At 72.0% G+C, this 22,688-nt stretch carries 19 protein-coding genes; 9 read left to right on the top strand and 10 right to left on the bottom strand.

Going from position 1 to position 22,688, the window contains the following annotated elements:
* Window positions 1–91 precede the first annotated feature (91 nt).
* A complete protein-coding gene (locus ACFY3C_RS05055) occupies window positions 92–946 on the top strand; it encodes a phosphotransferase family protein (RefSeq protein WP_390769732.1) in 855 nt (284 codons plus the stop codon).
* Window positions 947–955: 9 nt separating this feature from the next.
* Here the strand turns inward: ACFY3C_RS05055 and ACFY3C_RS05050 are convergent, their stop codons facing one another.
* From ACFY3C_RS05050 to ACFY3C_RS05040, 3 genes are read right to left on the bottom strand one after another with little or no spacing between them, the layout of a single operon-like run.
* The gene (locus ACFY3C_RS05050; RefSeq protein ID WP_390769934.1) at window positions 956–1,756 is read right to left on the bottom strand and encodes a sugar phosphate isomerase/epimerase family protein; all 801 of its coding nucleotides are present in this window, start codon (window positions 1,754–1,756) and stop codon (window positions 956–958) included.
* Window positions 1,757–1,788: 32 nt separating this feature from the next.
* Window positions 1,789–2,940 (bottom strand): dihydrodipicolinate synthase family protein, encoded by a 1,152-nt coding sequence (locus tag ACFY3C_RS05045; RefSeq protein ID WP_390769731.1) that lies wholly within the window; start codon window positions 2,938–2,940, stop codon window positions 1,789–1,791.
* Window positions 2,937–4,088 carry a Gfo/Idh/MocA family protein gene (locus ACFY3C_RS05040; RefSeq protein WP_390769730.1) on the bottom strand — a complete coding sequence of 384 codons (1,152 nt, stop codon included), beginning with the start codon at window positions 4,086–4,088 and terminating at the stop codon, window positions 2,937–2,939. The genes ACFY3C_RS05045 and ACFY3C_RS05040 overlap by 4 nt, the downstream gene beginning before the upstream one ends.
* 279 nt (window positions 4,089–4,367) lie before the next feature.
* On the opposite strand from ACFY3C_RS05040, the gene ACFY3C_RS05035 reads away from it, so the two are divergent.
* The 6 genes from ACFY3C_RS05035 to ACFY3C_RS05010 all read left to right on the top strand — a co-directional run bounded on the left by ACFY3C_RS05035 (window position 4,368) and on the right by ACFY3C_RS05010 (window position 9,794).
* Entirely contained in the window at window positions 4,368–5,414 is a 1,047-nt protein-coding gene (locus ACFY3C_RS05035) for a LacI family DNA-binding transcriptional regulator (RefSeq protein ID WP_390769729.1), read from the top strand.
* Window positions 5,415–5,429: 15 nt separating this feature from the next.
* Window positions 5,430–5,849 (top strand): hypothetical protein, encoded by a 420-nt coding sequence (locus tag ACFY3C_RS05030; RefSeq protein WP_386581956.1) that lies wholly within the window; start codon window positions 5,430–5,432, stop codon window positions 5,847–5,849.
* A gap of 88 nt (window positions 5,850–5,937) precedes the next feature.
* Entirely contained in the window at window positions 5,938–6,534 is a 597-nt protein-coding gene (locus ACFY3C_RS05025; protein WP_390769728.1) for a dihydrofolate reductase family protein, read from the top strand.
* A gap of 78 nt (window positions 6,535–6,612) precedes the next feature.
* Window positions 6,613–7,542, top strand: a complete 930-nt coding sequence (locus ACFY3C_RS05020; RefSeq protein ID WP_390769727.1) for a GNAT family N-acetyltransferase — start codon at window positions 6,613–6,615, stop codon at window positions 7,540–7,542.
* A 16-nt stretch (window positions 7,543–7,558) separates the two neighbouring features.
* A complete protein-coding gene (locus tag ACFY3C_RS05015; protein ID WP_390769726.1) occupies window positions 7,559–8,359 on the top strand; it encodes a sugar phosphate isomerase/epimerase family protein in 801 nt (266 codons plus the stop codon).
* Between the two features lie 175 nt (window positions 8,360–8,534).
* Window positions 8,535–9,794: an MFS transporter gene (locus ACFY3C_RS05010; RefSeq protein ID WP_390769725.1), complete on the top strand. Its 1,260-nt coding sequence runs from the start codon at window positions 8,535–8,537 to the stop codon at window positions 9,792–9,794.
* Here ACFY3C_RS05010 and ACFY3C_RS05005 read toward each other — a convergent pair.
* Complete coding sequence (locus ACFY3C_RS05005; RefSeq protein WP_390769724.1) at window positions 9,772–10,362, bottom strand: alpha/beta hydrolase; 591 nt, start codon at window positions 10,360–10,362, stop codon at window positions 9,772–9,774. The two genes, ACFY3C_RS05010 and ACFY3C_RS05005, sit on opposite strands and share 23 nt — an antisense overlap.
* A 57-nt stretch (window positions 10,363–10,419) precedes the next feature.
* Window positions 10,420–11,655, bottom strand: a complete 1,236-nt coding sequence (aroA, locus tag ACFY3C_RS05000) for a 3-phosphoshikimate 1-carboxyvinyltransferase (RefSeq protein WP_390769723.1) — start codon at window positions 11,653–11,655, stop codon at window positions 10,420–10,422.
* A gap of 370 nt (window positions 11,656–12,025) precedes the next feature.
* Here aroA and ACFY3C_RS04995 point away from each other — a divergent pair, with 370 nt between their 5' ends.
* Together ACFY3C_RS04995 and ACFY3C_RS04990 are read left to right on the top strand one after the other, a co-directional pair.
* Window positions 12,026–13,861 carry a glycoside hydrolase family 3 protein gene (locus ACFY3C_RS04995; protein WP_390769722.1) on the top strand — a complete coding sequence of 612 codons (1,836 nt, stop codon included), beginning with the start codon at window positions 12,026–12,028 and terminating at the stop codon, window positions 13,859–13,861.
* A 145-nt stretch (window positions 13,862–14,006) separates the two neighbouring features.
* Window positions 14,007–14,654, top strand: coding sequence for a hypothetical protein (locus ACFY3C_RS04990; RefSeq protein ID WP_390769721.1), 648 nt, complete (start codon window positions 14,007–14,009; stop codon window positions 14,652–14,654).
* A 52-nt stretch (window positions 14,655–14,706) separates the two neighbouring features.
* Here the strand turns inward: ACFY3C_RS04990 and ACFY3C_RS04985 are convergent, their stop codons facing one another.
* The 5 genes from ACFY3C_RS04985 to ACFY3C_RS04965 all read right to left on the bottom strand — a co-directional run bounded on the left by ACFY3C_RS04985 (window position 14,707) and on the right by ACFY3C_RS04965 (window position 22,555).
* Window positions 14,707–16,131 carry a S28 family serine protease gene (locus tag ACFY3C_RS04985; protein ID WP_390769720.1) on the bottom strand — a complete coding sequence of 475 codons (1,425 nt, stop codon included), beginning with the start codon at window positions 16,129–16,131 and terminating at the stop codon, window positions 14,707–14,709.
* 87 nt (window positions 16,132–16,218) lie between these two features.
* Window positions 16,219–16,611 carry a hypothetical protein gene (locus ACFY3C_RS04980; protein ID WP_390769719.1) on the bottom strand — a complete coding sequence of 131 codons (393 nt, stop codon included), beginning with the start codon at window positions 16,609–16,611 and terminating at the stop codon, window positions 16,219–16,221.
* A gap of 117 nt (window positions 16,612–16,728) precedes the next feature.
* Complete coding sequence (locus tag ACFY3C_RS04975) at window positions 16,729–20,457, bottom strand: ABC transporter ATP-binding protein (protein WP_390769718.1); 3,729 nt, start codon at window positions 20,455–20,457, stop codon at window positions 16,729–16,731.
* A 92-nt stretch (window positions 20,458–20,549) separates the two neighbouring features.
* Window positions 20,550–21,578: an esterase-like activity of phytase family protein gene (locus tag ACFY3C_RS04970; protein ID WP_390769717.1), complete on the bottom strand. Its 1,029-nt coding sequence runs from the start codon at window positions 21,576–21,578 to the stop codon at window positions 20,550–20,552.
* Between the two features lie 53 nt (window positions 21,579–21,631).
* Window positions 21,632–22,555 (bottom strand): serine hydrolase, encoded by a 924-nt coding sequence (locus ACFY3C_RS04965; protein ID WP_390769716.1) that lies wholly within the window; start codon window positions 22,553–22,555, stop codon window positions 21,632–21,634.
* Between the last annotated feature and the right edge of the window lie 133 nt (window positions 22,556–22,688).

Genomic DNA, 22,688 nt, shown 5'->3' with positions numbered 1-22,688 from the left:
GGTTGCACGCCCTCTCATGATTTTTCGCGGCACCCGCGACGGCCGTCGAATTGCGTTGCTCACCACAAACCGGTGGCCTACGGTCCCGATCATGCTGAAGGACCTCTGCGCCCGCCTCGGCCTGGCCGGCGCACCGCTGACCCGGTTCCCGGACGGCTCACAGCCCGTCTACGCCGTGGGTGACGAGCACGTCCTCAAGCTGTTCCCCGGAGCCTCGGCAGGGGCCGGCGACGCCGAAGGGCGCGTCCTCACCCACCTCCAGGGCCGGCTGCCGGTGCCGACACCGCGGGTGCGCGGCTTCGGCGCCTACGAGAACGGCTGGCGGTACGTCCTGATGTCCCGCCTCCGTGGTGAGAACCTGGCCGAAGCGTGGGACCGGGTGCCGCGCAGCCACCGCGAGCGGCTCGTCACCGAGATCGGCGAGACCCTGGCCGTGCTGCACTCCCTCGACCCCGACCCCCTCGCGGACGTCCTCGGCCCCCGAGACTGGGGCGCCTTCGTGGACCGCCAGACCGCCGGTGCCGTGGCACAGCAGCGCGCCAGGCGACTGCCGGACGCCTGGCTGGAGCAGATCCCGGACTTCCTCGCCTCGGTCTCCCTGCCGCGCGCCCCGCATCGTGCCCTGCTGCACACCGAGGTCATGCGGCAGCACTTCCTCGTCGATCCCGACGGCTGGCGCCTGACCGGGCTCTTCGACTTCGAACCGGCCATGATCGGTGACCGCGCCTACGACTTCGTTGGCGTCGGCCTGTTCGTCACCCGCGGCGATCCAGGCCTGCTGGCGCGGCTCGCTGAGGCATACGGCCACACCTTCGAGCCGCCCCAACTGCTCGCGTACACGCTGCTGCACGTGTACAGCGATCTCCCCTGGTACCTGAAGGAACTGCCCGTACCAGCCGAGGAGACGCTGCCCTCGCTCGCGGAGGCGTGGTTCGGCACGGTGTGACGTCCGGCGTCACCCGACGACGTACGACACGAACCGCTCCGCCGTCTCCGCCAGCACCTCCCGCCCGTCCCGGGCCCACAACCGCTCGTTGAACAGCTCGACCTCGATCGGGCTGGTGTAACCGGCCGCCTCCACGTAGCCCTTCCACTCCCGCATGTCGATCGAGCCGTCGCCGATCTGGCCGCGGCCGTTGAGGACGCCCTCGGGCAGGGGGGTGGTCCAGTCGGCCAGCTGGAAGGTGTGGATGCGGCCGGCCGCACCCGCCCGGGCGATCTGGTCGGGGGCCCGGTCGTCCCACCAGATGTGGTACGTGTCCACGGCCACGCCGACCTGGTGCGCGGGGAAGCGCTCGGCGAGGTCCAGGGCCTGGGCGAGGGTGGAGACCACGCAGCGGTCGGACGCGTACATGGGGTGCAGGGGTTCGATGGCGAGGCGTACGCCGTGGGATTCGGCGTAGGGGCCCAGCTCCGCCAGCGCGTCGGCGATGCGTTCGCGGGCGCCGTGCAGGTCGCGCGAGCCGGCGGGCAGGCCGCCCGAGACCAGGACGAGGGTGTCCGTGCCGAGCGTGGCCGCCTCGTCGATCGCCCGGCGGTTGTCGGCCAGGGCCTGCTCCCGCTCGGCCGGGTCGATCGCCGTGAAGAAGCCGCCGCGGCACAGGGTCGTCACCGTCAGGCCCGCGTCACGGACCAGCTTGGCGGTCGCCTCCACGCCGTACGACTGGACCGGCTCGCGCCACAGGCCCACTCCCGGCACGCCCAACCGGACGCAGGCGTCGACCAGTTCGGGGAGGGACAGCTGCTTGACCGTCATCTGGTTGATGGAGAAGCGTTCGAGTCCGGTGCTCACTGGTTCACCCCATACAGCGACAGCAGGTTCTTCATGCGTTCCTCGGCCAGTTTCGGGTCCGGGAACAGGCCGAGGCCGTCGGCGAGTTCGTAGGCGCGGGCGAAGTGGGGCAGGGAGCGGGCCGACTGGAGGCCGCCGACCATCGTGAAGTGGGACTGGTGGCCCGCCAGCCAGGCCAGGAACACGACTCCGGTCTTGTAGAAGCGGGTCGGGGTCTGGAAGAGGTGGCGGGACAGGTCGACGGTGGGGTCGAGCAGGGCGCGGAAGCCGGCCGTGTCGCCCGTGTCCAGGACCCGTACCGCCTCGGCCGCCAGCGGGCCCAGCGGGTCGAAGATGCCGAGCAGGGCGTGGCTGAAGCCCTTCTCGTCGCCCGCGATCAGCTCGGGGTAGTTGAAGTCGTCGCCGGTGTAGCAGCGCACACCCTGCGGGAGGCGGCGGCGCAGGTCGATCTCGCGCCGGGCGTCCAGCAGCGAGACCTTGATGCCGTCGACCTTGTCCGGGTGCGCGGCGATGACCTCCAGGAAGGTGTCGGTGGCCGCGTCGAGGTCCGGTGAGCCCCAGTAGCCCTCCAGGGCGGTGTCGAACATCGGGCCCAGCCAGTGGAGGATCACCGGCTCGGCGGCCTGGCGGAGCAGGTGGTCGTAGATCTCCAGGTAGTCCTCGGCGCCGCGGGCGGCGGCCGCGAGTGCCCTGGACGCCATCAGGATGGCCTGGGCGCCCGCCTCCTCCACGACCGCCAGCTGTTCCTCGTAGGCGGCGCGGATCTCGGCCAGGGTGCCGCCGGTGATCTGGTCGGTGCCGACGCCGCAGGCGATCCGGCCGCCCACGCTGTGCGCCTCCGCCGCCGACCGGCGGATCAGCTCGGCCGCGCCCGCCCAGTCCAGGCCCATCCCGCGCTGGGCGGTGTCCATCGCCTCGGCGACGCCGAGCCCGTGGGACCACAGGTGGCGGCGGAAGGCGAGGGTGGCGTCCCAGTCGACGGCGGCGGGTGAGTCGGGGGTGGTGTCCGCGAACGGGTCGGCCACGACGTGCGCCGCCGAGAAGACCGTGCGGGAGGTGAAGGGGGTGCCGGGTGTCGGCGCGAGCGGTTCGGTCCGGGGCTCGTACGTCCGCAGGGCGCCGGCGGGGCCGGGGAGTCGGATGGTCACAGCGAGATCTCCGGTACGTCGATGCGGCGGCCCTCGGCCGAGGACTTCAGGCCCAGTTCGGCGAGCTGGACGCCGCGGGCGCCGGCCAGCAGGTCCCAGTGGTACGGGGCGTCGGCGTAGACGTGCTTCAGGAACAGCTCCCACTGGGCCTTGAAGCCGTTGTCGAACTCGGCGTTGTCCGGCACCTCCTGCCACTGGTCGCGGAAGACCTCGGTGGCGGGGATGTCCGGGTTCCAGACCGGCTTGGGGGTCGCGCCGCGGTGCTGGGCACGGCAGTTGCGCAGGCCGGCGACCGCCGAGCCCTCGGTGCCGTCCACCTGGAACTCCACCAGCTCGTCGCGGTTGACGCGGACCGCCCAGGAGGAGTTGATCTGGGCGATCGCGCCGCCCTCCAGCTCGAAGGTGCCGTAGGCGGCGTCGTCGGCGGTCGCGTCGTAGGGCTTGCCGTGTTCGTCCCAGCGCTGCGGGATGTGGGTGGTGGCGAGGGCCTGGACGGAGGTCACCCGGCCGAACAGTTCGTGGAGCACGTACTCCCAGTGCGGGAACATGTCGACGACGATGCCGCCGCCGTCCTCGGCGCGGTAGTTCCAGGAGGGGCGCTGGGCGGGCTGCCAGTCGCCCTCGAAGACCCAGTAGCCGAACTCGCCGCGGACGGAGAGGATCCGGCCGAAGAAGCCGCCGTCGATCAGGCGCTTCAGCTTGAGGAGGCCGGGGAGGAAGATCTTGTCCTGGACGACGCCGTGCCTGATGCCCTTCTGGTCGGCCAGGCGGGCCAGCTCCAGGGCGCCCTCCAGTCCCGTGGCGGTGGGCTTCTCGGTGTAGATGTGCTTGCCGGCCGCGATCGCCTTCTTGATCGACTCCTCGCGGGCCGAGGTGACCTGGGAGTCGAAGTAGATGTCGACGGTCGGGTCGGCGAGGACGGCGTCCACGTCGGTGGAGACGTGCTCCAGGCCGTGCCGGTCGGCGATCTCCCTGAGGGCGTGTTCGCGGCGGCCGAGCAGGATCGGCTCGGGCCACAGCACGGTGCCGTCGCCGAGGTCGAGGCCGCCCTGTTCGCGCAGGGCGAGGATCGACCGGACGAGGTGCTGGCGGTAGCCCATGCGCCCGGTCACGCCGTTCATGGCGATACGCACCGTCTTGCGTGTCACGTCTGTCCCCTTCGTGGGCGCCGGGCGCCCCGGTCGGCATCAGCAGCGTCGTCAGCGTCCAGCGCAGTGCAGCAAGCGCTTTCTATCCAGAGAAGCTAGCCTCTGGACTGTGGTCTGTACAAGACCGTGTCCTCTTCGAGTTGTTCGAGGGGGCGAACAACTCGACTGGTTGGCCTTAGGGTCTGCTCGACACCGCACGGAACCGTGGCCGGGCGCGGCCTGTCTACGTGGACGTACGAGCACCAATGCGCGATCAGATGCGCGACCGGAGGACGACAGATGACGGTGACCTTGGCGGATGTGGCGGCCCGCGCGCAGGTCTCCCCCGCGACGGTGTCGCGCGTGCTGAACGGGAACTACCCGGTGGCCGCCTCCACGCGGGAGCGGGTGCTGCGGGCCGTGGACGAGCTGGACTACGTCCTCAACGGCCCCGCCAGCGCACTCGCCGCGGCCACTTCCGACCTCGTCGGCATCCTCGTGAACGACATCGCGGACCCCTTCTTCGGGATCATGGCGAGTGCGATCCAGGGGGAGATCGGGGGCCCGGGCGGCCGGGCGGGCGGCGAGCGCCTCGCGGTCGTCTGCAACACGGGCGGTTCGCCGGAGCGCGAGCTGACCTACCTGACCCTGCTGCAGCGGCAGCGGGCCGCGGCCGTGGTGCTGACCGGCGGGGCCGTGGAGAACGCGCCGCACGCGGCGGCGGTGGCGGCGAAGCTGCGGAAGCTGGCGGAGGCCGGGACGCGGGTGGTGCTGTGCGGGCGGCCGCCGGCGCCGGACGCCGAGGCCATCGCGCTGACCTTCGACAACCGCGGGGGCGCCCGCGCACTCACCGAGCACCTCATCGGCCTCGGCCACCGCCGGCTCGGCTACATCGGCGGCCCCGAGGAGCGGACCACCACCCGGCACCGCCTGGAGGGCCACCGGGCCGCGCTGGCGGCGGCGGGCATGGAGGACGACCCGCGCTGGACGGTCCACGGCCGCTACGACCGACGGTCCGGTTACGAGGCCACGCTGGAGCTGCTGCGCCGGGACCCCTCCCTGACGGCGATCGTGGCCGCGAACGACTCCGTCGCAGTGGGCGCGTGTGCCGCGCTGCGCGAATCGGGGCTGCGGATTCCCGAGGACGTGTCCGTGGCCGGCTTCGACGACCTGCCGTTCAGCATCGACGCGGTGCCTTCACTTACGACGGTGCGGTTGCCGCTGTCGGAGGCTGGGGCTCGGGCTGGTCGTATCGCGATGGGGCGGGAGGAACCGCCGCCGGGCGGGATCGCCTCGGTGCGGGGGGAGTTGATGGTGCGGGGGTCCACCGGGGTGCCGCGGGGCTGAGCGAAGAGGGTGCCGGTGATCGTCGAATCCCTGGAGGGCCCGGTGCCCTGCCCGTCCTGCCGTGCCACCGCGCAGTGGCACGGCGCACAAGTGCTGCTGGACGACGACTCGCTGCGGTGGGACACCGAGACGGCGTGCCCGGACTGCGGGAGCGGGACGGCCGTGTGCGGGAGGGACCTGCCGGCCGAGATGCGCGAGCGGATCCTCACGGAGCACGGGCGGACCGTGTTGCGGCTGGGAGCCTCGGCACAGAGGCCGGCCGTCATGCGCGTGCTTCGGGAGCGGCTCGGCGTCGGGCCGGCGGAGGTCCGTGCCCTTGTGGAGCAGGTGGTGGCCGGGGAGTACGGCGGGACGCTTCCGGAGACGGAGTTGCTCGCGCGCAGGCTGCGGGCCGCGGGGGTCGACGCTGTCGCGGTACGGGAGGCACATTTCTGAGTCCGGCGTGTGCGCGCCGATGAGTTTCCGCGGCAGGGGCGGTCTTCACTGGCGTACGTCACAAGGCCACCAGCCAAGGAGTATCGACATGCGTCTCGTCGTCACCGAGTTCATCAGCCTCGACGGCGTCGTCCAGGCCCCCGGCGGGCCCGAGGAGGACACCGACGGCGGGTTCGCGCACGGGGGTTGGTCGCACCCCTTCTTCGATCCCGAGGTGGTCGGCGGGGCCTTTGCCGCGGGGCTGGAGCAGGCGGAGGCGCTGCTGTACGGGCGTCGTACCTATCAGAGCATGGCGGCCGCCTGGCCCGAGCGGGCCGGGGATCCCTTTGCCGACCGGCTCAACTCGCTGCGGAAGTACGTCGTTTCCGACACGCTCGGGGAGGACGAGCTGACCTGGGAGAACTCCGTGCGGGTGCCGGTCACGGAGGCGGTCGGGAAGGTGCGCGAGCTGCGGGCCGCCGAGGGCGGGGACCTGGCGATGATGGGCAGCCCCACGCTGGTGCGGGCGCTGCTGGCCGAGGGGCTGGTGGACGAGCTGCAGCTCGTGGTGATGCCGGTGATGCTGGGCGGCGGCAAGTCGATCTTCCCGGCGGACGGGGGCAAGCGGAGCTGGGAGCTGGTGTCGTCGGCGACCGGGAAGACCGGGGTGCAGGTCAACGTGTTCCAGCCCGCCGGCCAGTCGTAGACGGTGGACAGTGCGGTGCCGCGGGCCTAGCCTCGGAGGAACGGCATCTCTGACTGAGTCAAGCATCCGGGGGCGATCATGACCGTCCAGGACGTCCGCGCCTTCAACCGCTTCTACACCGGCGTCATCGGCGCCCTCGACTACGGCCGTCACCTGTACGCGCCGTACACCCTCACCGAGTCCCGGGTCCTGTACGAACTCGCGCACGACCGGCATCTGGACGCGGCCGACCTGCGCACCCGGCTCGCGCTGGACGCCGGCTATCTGAGCCGCATCCTCAACAAGTTCGAGGAGGCGGGGCTGATCGAGCGCGGGCCGTCCGCGGCGGATCCCCGCCGCAGGAGCGTCACGCTCACCACGGCGGGGCGCGAGGCCGCCGCGCTGCTGGACGAGCGGGCGCGGGAGACGGTGGGGGCGCTGCTGGACACCGTGGCCGAGCAGGACCGGCCGCGGCTGGCGGAGGCGATGCGGACCATCCGGGGCATCCTCGGGGGCGGGAAGGCGACGCCGGGTGAGGTCGTCCTGCGGGAGCCGCTGCCCGGTGACCTCGGCTGGATCGTGCAGCGCAACGCCGCCCTGTACGCCGCCGAGTACGGCTGGAACGCCGACTACGAGGGGCTCGTTGCGAAGATCGTCGCCGACTTCGCCCAGGACCACGACCCGCATCTGGAGCGGGTGTGGATCGCCGAGCTGGAGGGGCGGCCGGTGGGGTGCGTGATGTGCGTGCGGGACGACGTGCCGACCACCGCGCGGTTGCGGCTGCTCCTGGTGGAGCCCGACGCGCGCGGGCACGGTATCGGCGACCGGCTGGTGCGGGCCGTGGTCGACTTCGCGCGCGGGGTCGGCTACCGCGACCTGGTGCTGTGGACCAACGACGTGCTCAGCAGCGCCCGGCACCTCTACCAGCGGAACGGCTTCGTGCTCGTCGCCGAGCGGCCGCACCGCTCCTTCGGCAAGGACCTTGTGGGGCAGGACTGGCGGTTGGATCTGCACGGATCGGGCGTGTGACGAGTAGGGTCCGAGCATGAAGCTGGCGTTCTCCACTCTCGGTGTCCCCGGCCTGCCCGTCCCTGAGGTCCTGGCGCTCGCGACCGCGCACGGGTATCACGGCGTCGAACTGCGCGCCCATCCGGAGGAGCCGGTGCACCCGGGCCTCGCCGCCGCCGAGCGGGCCGAGACGGCCGCGCTGTTCAAGGGGGCCGGGGTCGAGGTGCTGGGCCTCGCCGGGTACGCGCGCGTCGCCGCGCCCGGCGACGACACCCCCGTCCTGGACGAGATCCGTCAACTCCTCCAGCTGGCGCACGACCTGGGCGCCCCGTTCGTCCGGGTCCTTCCCGGCGCCGACCCGGACCGGCCCCGCGAGGAGTCCGACGCCATCGCCGCCCGGCGGCTGGGCGCCGCCGCCGAGGACGCCTCCGCGCTCGGTGTGCGGATCCTGCTGGAGACCCACGACTCGCACCGCACCGGCGCCGACGCGATCCGTGTCCTCGGCCCGGTCGGCCACCGGCAGGTGGGCGCGCTGTGGGACGTGATGCACACCTGGCTGGGTGGCGAGCAGCCCTCGGACAGCTACGCGGCCCTCGCCCCGCACCTCGGCTACGTCCAGGTCAAGGACATCGCCTCGGCCGAGGACACCACCCCGCTGCCGCTCGGCGCGGGCGTCCTCCCGCTCACCGAGTGCGTGGACGTCCTGTGCCGCCACGGCTGGGACGGCTGGCTGTGCTGGGAGTACGAGAAGCGGTGGTACGAGTCGGCGGCCCCGCTTCCGGGCCTGCTGAGCGCGGGCCGGGATCACCTCGTACGGCTGCTGGGAGAGGCTGCCTAGCCCGTTCGGCGAAGCGGAGGGGAGCGGAGGGGAGCGGCTCCGGGCAACGGTGTCCTGCCGGATCCCGGCCCCGGCCCCGGATAATTCGCTGGCCGGGCCATCACGGCCCCGCATACCCTCCCCCGGTGATTCCGCAGCCCGCACCCCGTGCCCTCGCCTGCCCCCGTTCCCTCTCATGAGTCTCGCCGGCACGCTCATCGACGTGCGGCCGCTGCGTACCTCGCCCGTTTTCCGGCGGCTGCTGGTGGGGCGGACCGTGTCGCTGCTCGGTGGGTCCATGACCCTGGTGACGGTCATGTACCAGGTGTGGGACATGACCCGCAGCACGGCGTGGACCGGTGCGGTCGGGCTGGCTCAGGCGTTGCCACTGGTGGTGTTCGGGCTGTTCGCGGGGGCCCGGGTGGACCGCGCGGACCGGCGTCGGATCTTCCTGACGGCCACCGTGGGCCAGTCCGTCTGCTCGCTGCTGCTGGCGGTGCAGGGCTTCACCGGGCATGTCCCGGTGACGGTGGTGCTCGCGCTGGTCGCCGTCCAGTCGGGCTTCGGCGCGCTCGGTGCCCCGGCGGCCGGTGTCTTCGTGCCGCGGCTGCTGCCCAAGGACCAGGTGGCCGCCGGTCTCGCCCTGAACCAGATCACCGGCCAGGCGATGTTCCTGCTCGGCCCGGCCCTGGCCGGTGTGCTGCTGGGCTGGCTGGGCATCGGCGCCTGCTATCTGCTGGACGCGCTCAGCTTCGGTGTCGCCTTCTACGGCGCCTTCGGGCTGCCCGCGCTGCCGCCGGAGGGCGAGCCGTCGCGGGCGGGGCTGCACGGGGTGCTGGACGGGCTCAGGTTCCTGGGCGGGCACCGGGTGGTGCGGGGCGCGCTGATCACCGACCTCGCCGCCACCGTGCTGTCCTTCCCGGTGAGCCTGTTCCCGCTGGTCAACGCCGAGCGGTTCGGGAACAGTCCGCGCACCCTCGGCCTGCTCCTGTCGGCCCTCGCGGTGGGCGGCGTCGCGGCCACGGCGCTGTCCGGCTCGCTGACCCGGCTCGGCCGGCCGGGCACGGTGATGCTGTGCGCCTCCGGCACCTGGGGTGCGGCCCTGGTGGCCTTCGGCCTGTCGGCCAACCCCTGGATCGGCCTCGCCCTGCTCGTCGTGGCCGGGGCGGCGGACGCCACGGCGGTGGTCTCCCGGTCCACGATCGTGCAGACCCTCACCCCGGACGCGCTGCTCGGCCGGGTCACGGCGGCCGAGGCGATCGTCGGCCAGGCGGGGCCCAGCCTCGGCAACGTCCGGGGCGGCCTGGTCGCCGGCTGGAGTTCCGGGGCGACCGCCCTGGTCACCGGCGGCCTGATGTGCGTCCTGGCGGTGGGGTCGGTCGCGGCTACGACTCCGGAACTGCGCTCCGGGGGCGCAGAGTCGACGGACGGTACTACTGCTCCGGACGTGCCGTGAGCGGTTCCGAGCCGGCCAGACACCAGTCGAGCACGGCGGGCCAGGAGCCGTAACCGGCGTCCAGGTCGAGGTGTGCGGCGCCCGGGACGACGTCGGTGGGAATGCCGAGCGGCTCGCCGAAGAGGGGGCCGGCACCCTCGGGGCAGTACGGGTCGTCGTCGCCCGCGACGAGCCGGGTCCGGCCGGGCAGGACGAAGTCGAGGGCGGGTGGCGCGAAGCCCGCCACCTCCGGGTACCGGGCGAGAACGGATCCGGACGGCGGCGCGACCAGCAGCACCCGGTCCGCGTACCGCTGTTCCTTCATGTCCCGGGCCGCGGCGTGCAGCCACAGCACGACGGAAAGGCTGTGCGCGACGACGACCCGCTCCCCGGAGTCGTCCAACTCCTCCAGGTGCCGGGCCAGTTCACCGAGCCACACCTCCAGGTCCGGGTCGTCCGGGTCGGGCAACTGCGGGTAGGTGACCCGGTGCCCCAGGGCGGTGAGCCGGTCGGCGAGCCAGTGCTGCCAGTGGTCCTCGGGGCGGCGGTTCTGCCAGCCGTGCAGGACGAGATACGAGCGTGTGGTCATGCGTTCGATGATTTCCGAGCGCTTCCCTCCGGTCCAGCGAGGACGGCCACCGTCCCGTCAGGTGGTCGCGCCCAGCGCCGCGAACGCCTCGTGGAAGCCCGGGAACGTCTTCCGTACGCAGCCGGGATCGTCGTACGACAGCCCGGGCGTGCGCAGTCCGGTCACCGCGAAGGACATCACGATGCGGTGGTCGCCGTACGACTTGATCCCGACGTCCGGCAGGGGCGTGCCGGGCCGGATCTCGATCCAGTCGGGGCCGGTCGCCACGTCCACGCCGAGCCGGCGCAGGTTCTCCGCGCAGGCCTCCAGCCGGTCGCACTCCTTGACCCGCGTGTTGGCCACGTCCTCGATGCGGACCGGGCCGGAGGCGAAGGGTGCGATCGCGGCGAGGGTCGGCATGGTGTCGGAGATGTCCCGCATGTTGACGGTCAGGCCGTGCAGAACTTCCGTGCCGCGTACGGTCGTCCGGTCCGCGGCGACGTCCACCTCGGCGCCCATCCGCCGCAGCACCTCGACGAACCGCAGGTCGCCCTGGAGGGCACCCGCCCCGAGGCCCGGCACGATCACCTCGCGGCCCGGGGTGACGGCGGCCGCGGCGAAGAAGTAGCTCGCGGTGGAGGCGTCCGGCTCGATGGCGTAGGTGGCGGCCCGGTAGCCGCCCGGCGGGACCTCGAAGACGTCACCGCTGCGGACCACCTCCACTCCGAACGCGCGCATCATCGCGAGCGTGATCTCCACGTACGGCGCCGAGACCAGGTCGGTCACCCGGATCCGCAGGCCGGTGCGGGTCAGCGGGCCGAGCAGGAGCAGCGCGGTGAGGTACTGGGAGGACTGGCCGGCGTCCAGCACGACCTCGCCGCCCTCGACCCCGGCCGCCCGGACGGTCAGCGGGTGGTGGCCCTCGGCCTCCTCGTGCCGCAGGTCGACGCCGAGGTCGCGCAGGGCCCGGGTGAGCGGGCCGAGGGGGCGCCGGCGCATCTGCGGGGAGGCGTCGAAGCGGTAGGTGCCGTGGCCCGCGGCCGCCAGGGTGGGCAGGAAGCGGGCGGTGGTGGCGCCGTCGCGGCAGTACACGTCGGCCTCGGCGAGCGCCGGTCCCTGCGGGCGGCCGTCCACCTGCCAGGCGTCCGGGGTGCGGCCCACCCGGTAGCCGAGCCGGACCAGGCCCTCGGCGAAGCCCTCGGTGTCGTCGGAGCGCAGGGGCCGTACGAGGGTGCTGACGCCGTCGGCGGCGGCCGCGAGGAAGAGCGCGCGGGCGGTGATGGACTTGGAACCGGGGATGTCGACTGCGGGCATGGCCGTCATGATGGTCCGTCGCGCGGGCGGAGGGGCGGAATGTCCAGGGGCTGGACCGCGTGCGTCGCGGGCGACTCGCCCCAGAGCTGCCCGTCACGGGAACCCGCCGCCCCCGCCACCCGTCCAACCCGCAAGCTGCCGGACGAGTCCGTGGTGCGGTGTCGGCCCTCGCCGCTGGCCGCGAACGCCGACGCACCCTCTCCGCCGCATCACGCCGGACAGCCCACCGCCATCGGCGCGCCCCCCTCCCAAGCGCCGATGGCGGCCTCATGCTGGCTTACTGTGCAGTCCCTTGACGGAAAGAAACTTCCCGGATATTGGTGACTCCTCGGAAGTTTCCTTCAGCGGTTCTCCTCTGGAAGGAGCGCACGTGCACGACACCAGCACGGGAAGCACGGGAAACACCGCACGGCCGTCCAGACGGACCGTCCTCGCCGCGACCGCGGGCCTCACCGCCGCGCTGACCGCATCGGCCGGCGCCGCCCATGCCGCCACCTCGAACGACCGCGCACTGCGCGCCCTCATCTCCCGTATGAGTCTGGAGGAGAAGGTCGGCCAGCTCTTCGTGATGCGGGTCTACGGCCACTCCGCCACCGCCCCCGACCAGGCCGACATCGACACCAACCTCAAGGAGATCGGCGTCCGCACGGCCGCCGAGCTGATCGAGCGGTACCGGGTCGGCGGGATCATCTACTTCACCTGGGCCCACAACACCCGCGACCCCCACCAGATCGCCGATCTGTCCAACGGCATCCAGCAGGCCTCCCTGGAGCTGCCCCGCGGCCTGCCGCTGCTCATCGCCACCGACCAGGAGCACGGCATAGTGTGCAGGGTGGGCAGGCCGGCCACGCTGTTCCCGGGCGCGATGGGGATCGGCGCGGGCGGATCCCGTTCCGACGCCCGCACCCTCGGCCGCATCTCCGGCGCGGAACTCCGGGCCATGGGCATCAACCAGGACTACTCCCCCGACGCCGACGTGAACGTCAACCCGGCCAACCCGGTCATCGGCGTACGGTCCTTCGGGGCCGACCCCGACGCCGTGGCGGCCCTGGTGGCGGCCGAGGTGAGGGGCTATCAGTCCTCCCGGGTCGCGGCGACCGCCAAGCACTTCCCGGGGCACGGCGACACCGCCGTCGACAGCCACACCGGCTTCCCGGTCATCACGCACAGCCGCGACCTGTGGGAGAAGCTGGACGCCGCCCCCTTCCGGGCGGCGATCGCCGCGGGCATCGACTCGATCATGACGGCCCACATCCAGTTCCCGGCCCTCGACGACTCCGGCGACCCGGCCACCCTGTCCCACCCGATCCTCACCGGCATCCTGCGCGGCGAACTCGGCTACGACGGGGTCGTGGTCACCGACTCCCTCGGCATGGAGGGCGTGCGCACCAAGTACGGCGACGACCGGGTGCCGGTGCTGGCCCTGAAGGCCGGCGTCGACCAGCTGCTCAACCCGCCCTCGATCGACGTGGCCTGGCACGCGGTCCTGAACGCGGTGCGGAACGGCGAGCTGACCGAGACCCGCCTGGACGAATCGATCCTGCGCATCCTTCGTCTGAAGGCCCGCCTCGGACTGCTCGACGGCGCGTACGTCCGCCGGTCCGGCGTCGACCGCACGGTGGGCACGAAATCCCACCTGGCCACAGCGGACCGGATCGCCGAGCGGACCACGACCCTGCTGGCCAACGAGGACGACGCCCTGCCTCTGGACCCGCGCACCGAGCCCAGGATCCTGGTCGTCGGCGCCGACCCGGCCTCCCCGTCCGGCACGACCGGCCCGCCCACCTCGGTCCTGGCCACCGCCCTCACCGAACTGGGCTTCACCGCCACCGCCCTGTCCACCGGGACCGCACCCTCCACGGCGACCATCGCCAAGGCGGTGGCGGCGGCGCGGGACGCGGACGCGGTGGTCGTCGGGACGTACAACGTGACGGCGGGCAGCACCCAGCAGACCCTGGTCGAACAGCTGCTCGCCACCGGCACCCCGGTGGTGGCCGTCGCCATCCGCAACCCCTACGACGTGGCCCAGCTCCCCTCCGTCAAGGCCTACTTGGCGACCTACTCCTGGACCGACGTCGAACTGCGGGCCGCCGCGCGGGTGATCGCCGGGCGGGTGAACCCTCGCGGCAGGCTCCCGGTGCCGGTACAGCGGGCAGACGATCCGACGCAGGTGCTGTACCCCATCGGCCATGGGCTGACGTACTAGACGTACGTCACACACCGGGCACAACGCACCCAAAGGGCTGAAACTCCACTGTTCGCCTGACGTGGCCCCAGCACCGGGGCCACGCTGGGCGGGGGGTGTCTGGGGGTTGGCAATACCTGGACAGGGAGTGTCTGGGGGTTCGGCAATGCGCGGGAAGGGTGCCGCAAGGGTGGCGTACCGCCTCCTGCCACCCACCCCTGCCCTCGCCGCCCTGGCGGCCGTCCTGGCCACCCTGCTCAGCGGCTGCCAGGGCCACGCGGACGCCCCGGTGGGCGACGCCCGGCCCGCCACCGCCCTCCCCGCCGGCTACGGCGCCCAGTTCCTCGCGGTCGGCGAGTGCAGCTCCTTCGGGACCACCAGCTTCACCGAGGTCCCCTGCACCAGCGAGCGGGCCGCCGCCCGGGTCGCCGCCCGCTACGACGGCACGACCACCGACGGCCCCCTGTGCCCGCCGGCCACCGACTTCGTCCTGCACATCAGCGAACAGCGGCCACAGGACGACGAGGACGGCGACGGCGCGATCCCCCGGGGCTACGCCTGCATGCGCAACCTGGAGCCACCCCACCCCGGCGACCCGGGCGGCGGTGGCGGGCCCCGCACGATGCCCGGTGACTGCGTCTACGACTCGGGCGGCGGTCAGGTGCGGGAGACGGCGTGCGACGGGTCGGGGCGGCGCAAGCCGCAGTACGAGGTCACGAAGGCGGTCGCCGAGCGGTCCGAGTGCCCTGCGTCGACGGTGCTCTACGTCGAGCTGGGCGGGAGACGGCCGGTGGGGTGCGCCCGGCCGGAGTGACGGCGGGGTCGGCCACGCCGACCCCGCCGTCATCGGCTGTCGAACCGGCGCGTCACGGACGCAACGCCGGCTCCCTCTCCACATCCCGCACATCCAGCTTCGCGTCATAGCGAGCCAGCGGCTTCGCGGCCGACGGGTTCTTCTCGACCGTGGGCGACGCAACGCCCGCCCACTCCAGGATCCGTGCCGTCGCCAGTGCCTTCTCGTCGGGCACCAGGCCCGCCACGTTCGCCCCGTGGTTCAACCCGGGCGCGGTGAAGACGTACGAGTCACGGGCGCCCGCGCCGAGGCGGAAGCGTTCCGAGCCCCAGGGGTCGTTCTGGCCGTAGACGAACAGCATGTGGTGCGCGTGGTGGCGGACCCACGTGTCGACGTTCCGCATCGCCCCGGGCTGGAAGCGCATCGGGATGGAGCGGGGCACGAAGTTGCGCGGGGGCTGGTAGCCGTAGCGGATCAACTTCCGTTCGATGTACGGGAAGTGGATCGTCGGAGCGCCCAGCTGGGTGCCCGCCTGGTAGTAGTACGGGGTGTACTGCTCCAGGCCCTGGTCGGTGTAGGCCGAGAAGCCCGAGATGGTGTCGACCGAGTCCCAGATAGCGTCGTCCGTCGCGGTCGCCGCGTTCGCCGGGACGGAGTCGCAGTCCTTCAGCAGGCTGTACTGCCAAAAGCCCCAGACGTAGTCGAGCACGACCGCCTCGTAGGCCTTGTCCAGGCCGCCGATGGTGTCGAAGGTGTAGTGGTTGTCGGCGGCGTACTGGGCGTACTTCGCCTCCAGCGGCTCTCGGCGTACCAGCGCCTCACGCTGGACCGCGTTCAGGCGGTCCCGGCACTCCTTGGTGCCGACGCGGGCGAAGAAGCGGTCGTAGGCCGAGTCCTCGTTGTTGACGACGTCGTTGGGGGCCACGTAGGCCACTACGCCGTCCATGTCGCGGGGGTAGAAGCGCTCGTAGTAGGTGGCCGTCATGCCGCCCTTGGAGCCGCCGGTGGCCAGCCAGTTGGCGGAGTAGAGCGGCTTCAGCGCCTCGTAGACGCGGTGCTGGTCGCTCGCCGCCTGCCAGATGTCCAGCTTGGACCAGTCGGCCGGGGCGGGGCGCGAGGGCGTGAAGAAGCGGTACTCCAGGGAGACCTGGTTGCCGTCCACGACCTGCGTGGGCTCGCGGCGGGACGGGGTCGTGGAGACGTTGTAGCCGCTGGTGTAGAAGACCGTGGGGCGGCTCACGTCCTTGTGCAGCACGGTGATGCGCTGCTGGAAGGTGCCGCGGTCCGGGTGCCGGTGGTCGACCGGCTGGGTGTAGTTCAGGACGAAGTAGCGGTACCCGGGGTACGGCTTCTCCTGGATCAGGCTCATGCCGGGTATCGACAGGAGCCGGTCCTTGATGTCGGTGGGCTCGGACTGTGCGGCGGTGGCCGCGCCCGCTGTGCTCAGCGTGCCTATGAACACCGTGAGCGCCAGCAGCCATCTGAGCGCCTTGCGCATGCGCACTCTCCCCTGTGAGACAGATGTGCGCCGGAAGCTATCGGAGCAACTGCCGTTACACCAGGGGAGATTGAGTGATGTTCGCGATCAGCAGAGGATCCAGCCGGAGCTGACCGAATCCCGGCCCACCGTGCCCTTCACCCACACGCAGCGCTGTCCCGCGTGGACCGTCACCGGGCCCGCGCGGTGCTTGTACCGGCCCTTGTCCACGACCGGGCGGTTGCCGCGGGCCTGCACGCTCACCGACATCACGCGCTTGACGCCGGGGTTCCGGGCGGTGGTGACGGCGCAGACGTAGCCGTTGCGCTTGAAGACGTGCACGGTGCCGGTGCTGAAGGGCAGGGTTCTCACCTCGCGCCCGGCGCAGGAGCCGTCCACCGCCGCGCTGGCGGTGCCGGGCACCGCCAGCGCGAGCCCGAGGGACCCGGCCAGGACGGCCGCGCCCATCGCCAGGCGTCGGCGTATCGCACCACTGTCCACTGTCGTCCTCCCCGTACCGCCGTCATGCATGACCGCTGACCGTACTGATGTACGGACGCATGACATGTGCCGGATGGTTGCACGGCCGTCACGAGGACGGGCGACCGGAAGCCTGCCTCAGCCGGTCACTCCGACCGGCTCCTCCGGTTCGGCCTCGCCCACGAACGTCCGCCACAGGTCGGCGTACCGGCCGCCGAGGGCGAGGAGTTCGTCGTGGGTGCCGTCCTCCGCCACCCGGCCGTGGTCCATGAGCACCACCCGGTCCGCGCGGGCGGCCGTGGTCAGCCGGTGGGCGACCACCAGCGTCGTACGGCGGCCCGCCAGGCGGTCGGTGGCCAGATTGACCTGGGCCTCGGTGGCCAGGTCCAGGGCTGCCGTGGCCTCGTCGAGGAGGAGGACGTCGGGGTCGACCAGTTCGGCGCGGGCGAGCGCGATCAGCTGGCGCTGGCCGGCCGAGAGGTTGCGGCCGCGCTCGGCGACCTCGTGGAGGTAGCCGCCGTCGAGCGTGGCGATCATCTCGTGCGCGCCGACCGCCCGTGCCGCCGCCTCGACCTCGGCGTCGGTGGCGTCGGGACGGCCGTAGGCGATGGCGTCGCGGATGGTGCCCGGGAAGAGGTATGCCTCCTGCGGGACCACGCCGAGGCGGTGCCGGTACGAGGTCAGGTCCAGGGTGCGCAGGTCCGTGCCGTCGGCCGTGACCCGGCCCGAGGTGGGGTCGTAGAAACGGGCCACCATCTTGACCAGCGTCGACTTGCCGGCGCCCGTCTCACCGACGAAGGCGACCGTCTGGCCGGCCGGGATCGTCAGGTCGATGCCGGTCAGGGCCTCCTCGGCCTCGTCGGCGCCGCCGTACGCGAAGTGCACGTCCTCGAAGGTGATGTCGCCGCGCAGGGCGAGGACTTCGAGGGGTTCTTCGGCGGACTTCGTGGAGGTCGGCTCGCGCAGCAGTTCCTGGATGCGGCCCAGCGAGACCGTGGCCTGCTGGTAGCCGTCGAAGACCTGGGAGAGCTGCTGGACCGGGGCGAAGAACAGGTCGATGTAGAGGAGGTAGGCGACCAGGGCGCCCGTGGTCAGCGTGGCTGCCTCGATGCGGCCCGCGCCCGCGATCAGGACGCTCGCCGCGGCCACCGACGACAGCAGCTGCACGAACGGGAAGTAGACGGATATCAGCCACTGGCCCCGGATACGGGCCTGGCGATAGCTGTCGCTGCGCTCGGCGAACCGCCGCCCGCCGTCCCGCTCGCGCCGGAACGCCTGCACGATCCTGAGCCCGGCCACCGACTCCTGGAGGTCGGCGTTGACCACCGAGACCCGCTCACGGGCGAGTTCGTACGCCTTCACGCTCGCCCGGCGGAAGAAGAAGGTGGCGACGATCAGCGGGGGCAGGGTGGCGAAGACGACCAGGGCGAGCTGGACGTCGAGCACCAGCAGGACGCCCATGATGCCGAAGAAGGTGACGACCGAGACGAACGCCGTGACCAGGCCGGTCTGCAGGAACGTCGAGAGGGCGTCGACGTCCGTCGTCATCCGCGTCATGATCCGGCCGGTCAGCTCGCGCTCGTAGTAGTCGAGGCCGAGCCGCTGGAGCTGGGCGAAGATCTTCAGGCGCAGCGAGTACAGGACGCGTTCGCCGGTACGGCCGGTCATCCGGGTCTCGCCGATCTGCGCGGCCCACTGCAGCAGCACGGTGAACAGGCCCAGCAGGGAGGCTGCCCACACCGCGCCGAGGGCCATCTTCGTGACGCCCTGGTCGATGCCGTGCCGGATCAGCACCGGCAGCAGCAGGCCGGCGCCCGCATCCACGGCGACCAGCAGCAGGCTGACGAGAAGGGGCGCGCCGAAGCCGCGGAGCAGACGGCGCAGGCCGTACGACTCCTCGGGGCGTACCGCGCGGGCCTCGTCGATGTCGGGGGTGTCGGTGGCCGCGGGCAGCGCCTCGACCTGGGCGAGGAGTTCGGGGGTGGCCGGGGTGCCCGAGAGTGCCAGGTCCTTGGGCTCGCGGTCGCCGGTCCACAGCCGCGGGGTGACCCCGCGCTCGGCGTCGAACTCGGCGTCCAGCTCCTCGCGGACGGACATGTCCTCCCGCGGCTGGGCCGGGCGGGCGTGGCCCGGGGAGACCCCGCCCAGCTCGTCCGGGTCGGTCAGCAGACGGCGGTAGAGGGCGGAGCGCTCCTGGAGTTCCTCGTGCGTGCCGAGGTCGGCGAGCCGGCCGCCGTCCAGGACGGCGATGCGGTCGGCGAGGCCCAGGGTGGAGCGGCGGTGTGCGATGAGGAGGGTGGTGCGGCCCTCCATGACGTGCCCCAGCGCCTCGTGGATCTCGTGCTCCACGCGGGCGTCCACGGCCGAGGTCGCGTCGTCCAGGACCAGCAGGCGCGGGTCGGTGAGCAGGGCGCGGGCGAGCGCGACACGCTGGCGCTGGCCGCCGGAGAGGGTCAGGCCCTGCTCGCCGACCTTGGTGTCGTAGCCCTCGGGCAGCTCGGCGATGAAACGATCCGCCTGGGCGGCGCGGGCGGCGGCCTCGATCTCCTCCTGGGTGGCGTCCGGGCGGCCGTAGGCGATGTTGTTGCGGACGGTGTCGGAGAAGAGGAAGGAGTCTTCGGGCACCAGCCCGATCGCCGCACGGAGCGAGTCCATGGTCAGCTCGCGCACGTCGTGCCCGCCGATCAGGACGGCGCCGTGGGTGACGTCGTAGAAGCGCGGCAGCAGCAGGGAGAGGGTGGACTTGCCGGAGCCGGAGGAGCCGACGACGGCCAGGGTCTCCCCCGGCCGGATCTCGAAGCTGAGCCCGTCGAGCACCGGCCGCTCGTGCGCGTACCCGAAGGACACGTCGTCGAACTCGACGGTGGCGGGCGCGTCGGCCGGGAGGGTCTTCGTGCCGTCCTTCAGGGTCGGCTCGGTGTCGATCAGCTCCAGGACGCGCTCGGTGCCGGCGCGGGCCTGCTGGCCGACGGTGAGCACCATGGCGAGCATCCGGACCGGGCCGACCAGCTGGGCGAGGTAGGTGGAGAAGGCGACGAAGGTGCCGAGGGTGATGTGCCCGCGGACCGCGAGCCAGCCGCCGAGGGCCAGCATGGCGACCTGGCCGAGGGCCGGGACGGCCTGGAGCGCGGGGGTGAACTTGCTGTTCAGGCGTATGGTCCGCAGGCGTCCCGCGAAGAGGCGGCGGCCGACCTCGCGCAGCTTCCCGGTCTCCTGGTCCTCCTGCCCGAAGCCCTTCACCACGCGTACGCCGCTCACGGCGCCGTCGACCACACCGGCGACGGCGGCGGCCTGGGCCTGGGCGTACCAGGTGGCGGGGTGGAGCTTGCTGCGGCTGCGCCGGGCGATCCAGCCGAGGGCCGGGGCCACGGCCAGGGCGACCAGGGTCAGCGGCAGCGACAGCCAGGCCATGATCGCCAGGGAGATCAGGAAGAGCAGGACGTTCCCGATGGTCATCGGGAGCATGAAGAGCAGGCCCTGGATCAGCTGGAGGTCGCTGGTGGCCCGGCCGACCACCTGCCCGGTGGACAGCTCGTCCTGGCGGCGGCCGTCCAGGCGGGTGATCGTGTCGTACATCTCGGTCCGCAGGTCGTGCTGGACGTCGAGGGCGAGCCGGCCGCCGTAGTAGCGGCGTATGTAGGTGAGGGCGTAGACGAGGACGGCGGCGCCGAGCAGCGCGCCGGCCCACGGGGCCATGGAGCGGCTGTGGTCGCCGATGACATCGTCGATGATCACCTTGGTGACCAGCGGGACCACGGCCAGCACGGCCATGCCGGCCAGGGAGGACCCGAGGGCGAGGAGGACGTCCTTCGGATACCGCCAGGCGTAGCCCGCCAGCCGTCGTGCCCATCCCCGATGCGCTGCCACGCCGGTGCCTCCCGTTCAGTTCTGCTCTTCCGGAAGGCTCCAACGTCAACAGGGACGGATTTCATCCCTCTGCAACAGAACGAAGGCGGACGTCAGACACGTACCCGCAGGTAGTAGAACCGGGTCGTCTGGGCCTGGTTCTGGTTGTCGTCGCTGACCAGCAGGACCTTCAGGCGGCCGGTGTGGTCACGCCCCGTGATCGTCATGCCCTCGATGTTGTCGAGGAGGGGGTTCGGCTGGGGCTGCTTGGCCTTGGCGCCGAGGGCCGGGCAGGTGGCTATGTCCGTGAGGAGGGTCTTCTTGACCAGATGGACGTCCGGCTGGCCGGTCAGGTTCTCGACGGTGCTGGTGTCCGTGGCGTGGCGGAGGTCGGCCTCGTAGAGGCGGACGGTGTTGCCGACGCCCGGGGTGAAGCCGCGCTCCAGGACGAGGAGGCGGCCGTCGGGGGTGGCCTGGACCTCCGGGACGCCGAGGTCGGCGTCGGTGCGGTAGGCGTACTGGGCGGCGAGCCGGAAGGAGCCGTGGTGGCGGGTCCAGGTCTGGAAGCGGACTGTGCCGGTGGTGTCGCCCGAGATCGAGCCCTCCATGGAGGCCAGCAGGGTGCGGCCGCCGGGCAGCATCGTCAGGCCCTCGAAGGTCAGGTTCTTGCCGGCGCGGCCGGCCGGGGCGACCAGGAGGGAGGAGGGGACCGGGAGGCGGTCGAGGATCTTCCCGTCCCGGGAGTAGCGGCGGACGGACGGCTCGGTCTCGGAGGAGATCAGCCGGGTGCCGTCGCGGTCGATGACGAGCCCCTCGGAGTCGAGGTCGGCGCCCTTCTCGTCGGCGAGGTGGACGGCCGAGGTCGGCTGCAGGGTCTCCGGGTCGAGCCCGAAGAGGGACGAGCGGTCCTCCAGCGCGGCGAGGGAGCCGTCCCGGTCCATCGCGAGCGCGGAGAAGTTGCCGGCGAAAGTGCCCTGGTACGTCGTCTTGTCGAGCGCGTCGGAGAAGCGGTCGATGGAGACGGTCGGCGAACAGGCGTTGCTTCCCGTGGAGTTGGCGGCACCGGCGGGCCCGGCGGCGGTCAGGCAGGTGGCCGCCGCCAGGCCGGCGGTGAGGGTCGCGAGTACGGTTCTCAGGCGCATGGGCGCCACCGTAGGCCGGTTCGGTGACCGGCGGGAGACCGCCTCGTGAAGCGTCAGCCCTGCGGGGGCACCGCGACGAACGCCTCGCTCGGCGTGCTGGTCGGGGTGTAGCGGGCGGTGCTGGACGTCGTCGGCACCAGGTCCTTGTGGATGGCCTTGGCGACGTTCTGGATGGTGGTGACGCCGTAGTCCATGGTGCTGTTGTCCTGCGTCAGCACGCTGATCATGTAGTCGTGGCCGGCGCCGTTGAAGGTGCCCAGGCTGTGCACCCGCCAGCCGTGCGTGGAGCGCTGCAGCCAGCCGTTCTTGACGTGCACGGACACGGTGGACGGCGCACCGGCGGGCGTGCCCCAGCGCTGCGAGGAGATGACCTTGCCCATCAACTTCAGGATGTAGGCACGGGAGTTGTCGCTCAGCACGGTGTTCTTGGCGGTGATGAGCTTGAGCAGCTTCTGCTCGTCGGTGACGTTCTCCTGGGTCAGACCCCAGTAGCCGTCCGCGCCGGGCGTGGTCTTCGTCATGCCGGCGGCGGACAGGAAGCCCTTGATCTTCGTCAGGCCCAGCTGCTTCCACAGCTTGCTGGTCGCGGCGTTGTCCGACTGGGTGATCATGGCCGTGGCGAGCGACTGCTCGGTGTCCGTCAGATACCGGTTGTGCTTCTTCGCGTCCCACAGCAGCGTGGCGAGGACGGTGACCTTGACCGTGCTGGCCGAGTCGTAGGCGCTGGTCGCACGCAGGGTGCAGGTCGTCTTGGTGGAGCGGTCGTACAGGCCGACCGCGACGGTGCCCTTGCGGTTCGCGAGGGCGGCCGTGATGTCCTTCTGCAGCTTGGTGGCGAGGCCCGCCTTGGCGGACGTGCAGCTGACGGCGGGAGTCGTCGCCGCGGCCGGGGTGGCGGCGGTGACGGCCGGTATGAGCACCACGGCGCCGAGAGCGGCTGCGAGCGCGCCGGCGCGACTGAATGTGCGGGGATTCATACCCCTGTTGACACCCGGAGGCGACCGATAGTTGCACAGGTGTTCGGGGTTGACCCGCCCTTTGCCTCTTCACCTGATCCTTGCGAGGACACCCCGGCGTTCGCGCTGGGGAGGAATCGCATCCTGTGACGGC

This window comes from Streptomyces sp. NPDC001410, from assembly GCF_042895235.1.
Taxonomy (GTDB): Bacteria; Actinomycetota; Actinomycetes; order Streptomycetales; family Streptomycetaceae; genus Streptomyces.
Note: the sequence above shows the minus strand (reverse complement) of the source record. Positions and strands in the feature narration are given on the sequence as shown.

What these genes read in the sequence shown, in the direction of transcription:
- ACFY3C_RS05010 (WP_390769725.1), top strand. Translation starts at nt 8,535, where the DNA reads ATGAGTCTCGCCGGCACGCTCATCGACGTGCGGCCGCTGCGTACCTCG.
- ACFY3C_RS04965 (WP_390769716.1), bottom strand. Translation starts at nt 22,555, where the DNA reads ATGAATCCCCGCACATTCAGTCGCGCCGGCGCGCTCGCAGCCGCTCTC.
- ACFY3C_RS05020 (WP_390769727.1), top strand. Translation starts at nt 6,613, where the DNA reads ATGACCGTCCAGGACGTCCGCGCCTTCAACCGCTTCTACACCGGCGTC.
- ACFY3C_RS05055 (WP_390769732.1), top strand. Translation starts at nt 92, where the DNA reads ATGCTGAAGGACCTCTGCGCCCGCCTCGGCCTGGCCGGCGCACCGCTG.
- ACFY3C_RS05050 (WP_390769934.1), bottom strand. Translation starts at nt 1,756, where the DNA reads ATGACGGTCAAGCAGCTGTCCCTCCCCGAACTGGTCGACGCCTGCGTC.
- ACFY3C_RS05025 (WP_390769728.1), top strand. Translation starts at nt 5,938, where the DNA reads ATGCGTCTCGTCGTCACCGAGTTCATCAGCCTCGACGGCGTCGTCCAG.
- aroA (WP_390769723.1), bottom strand. Translation starts at nt 11,655, where the DNA reads ATGCCCGCAGTCGACATCCCCGGTTCCAAGTCCATCACCGCCCGCGCG.
- ACFY3C_RS04990 (WP_390769721.1), top strand. Translation starts at nt 14,007, where the DNA reads ATGCGCGGGAAGGGTGCCGCAAGGGTGGCGTACCGCCTCCTGCCACCC.
- ACFY3C_RS05005 (WP_390769724.1), bottom strand. Translation starts at nt 10,362, where the DNA reads ATGACCACACGCTCGTATCTCGTCCTGCACGGCTGGCAGAACCGCCGC.
- ACFY3C_RS05015 (WP_390769726.1), top strand. Translation starts at nt 7,559, where the DNA reads ATGAAGCTGGCGTTCTCCACTCTCGGTGTCCCCGGCCTGCCCGTCCCT.
- ACFY3C_RS04970 (WP_390769717.1), bottom strand. Translation starts at nt 21,578, where the DNA reads ATGCGCCTGAGAACCGTACTCGCGACCCTCACCGCCGGCCTGGCGGCG.
- ACFY3C_RS04985 (WP_390769720.1), bottom strand. Translation starts at nt 16,131, where the DNA reads ATGCGCAAGGCGCTCAGATGGCTGCTGGCGCTCACGGTGTTCATAGGC.
- ACFY3C_RS05035 (WP_390769729.1), top strand. Translation starts at nt 4,368, where the DNA reads ATGACGGTGACCTTGGCGGATGTGGCGGCCCGCGCGCAGGTCTCCCCC.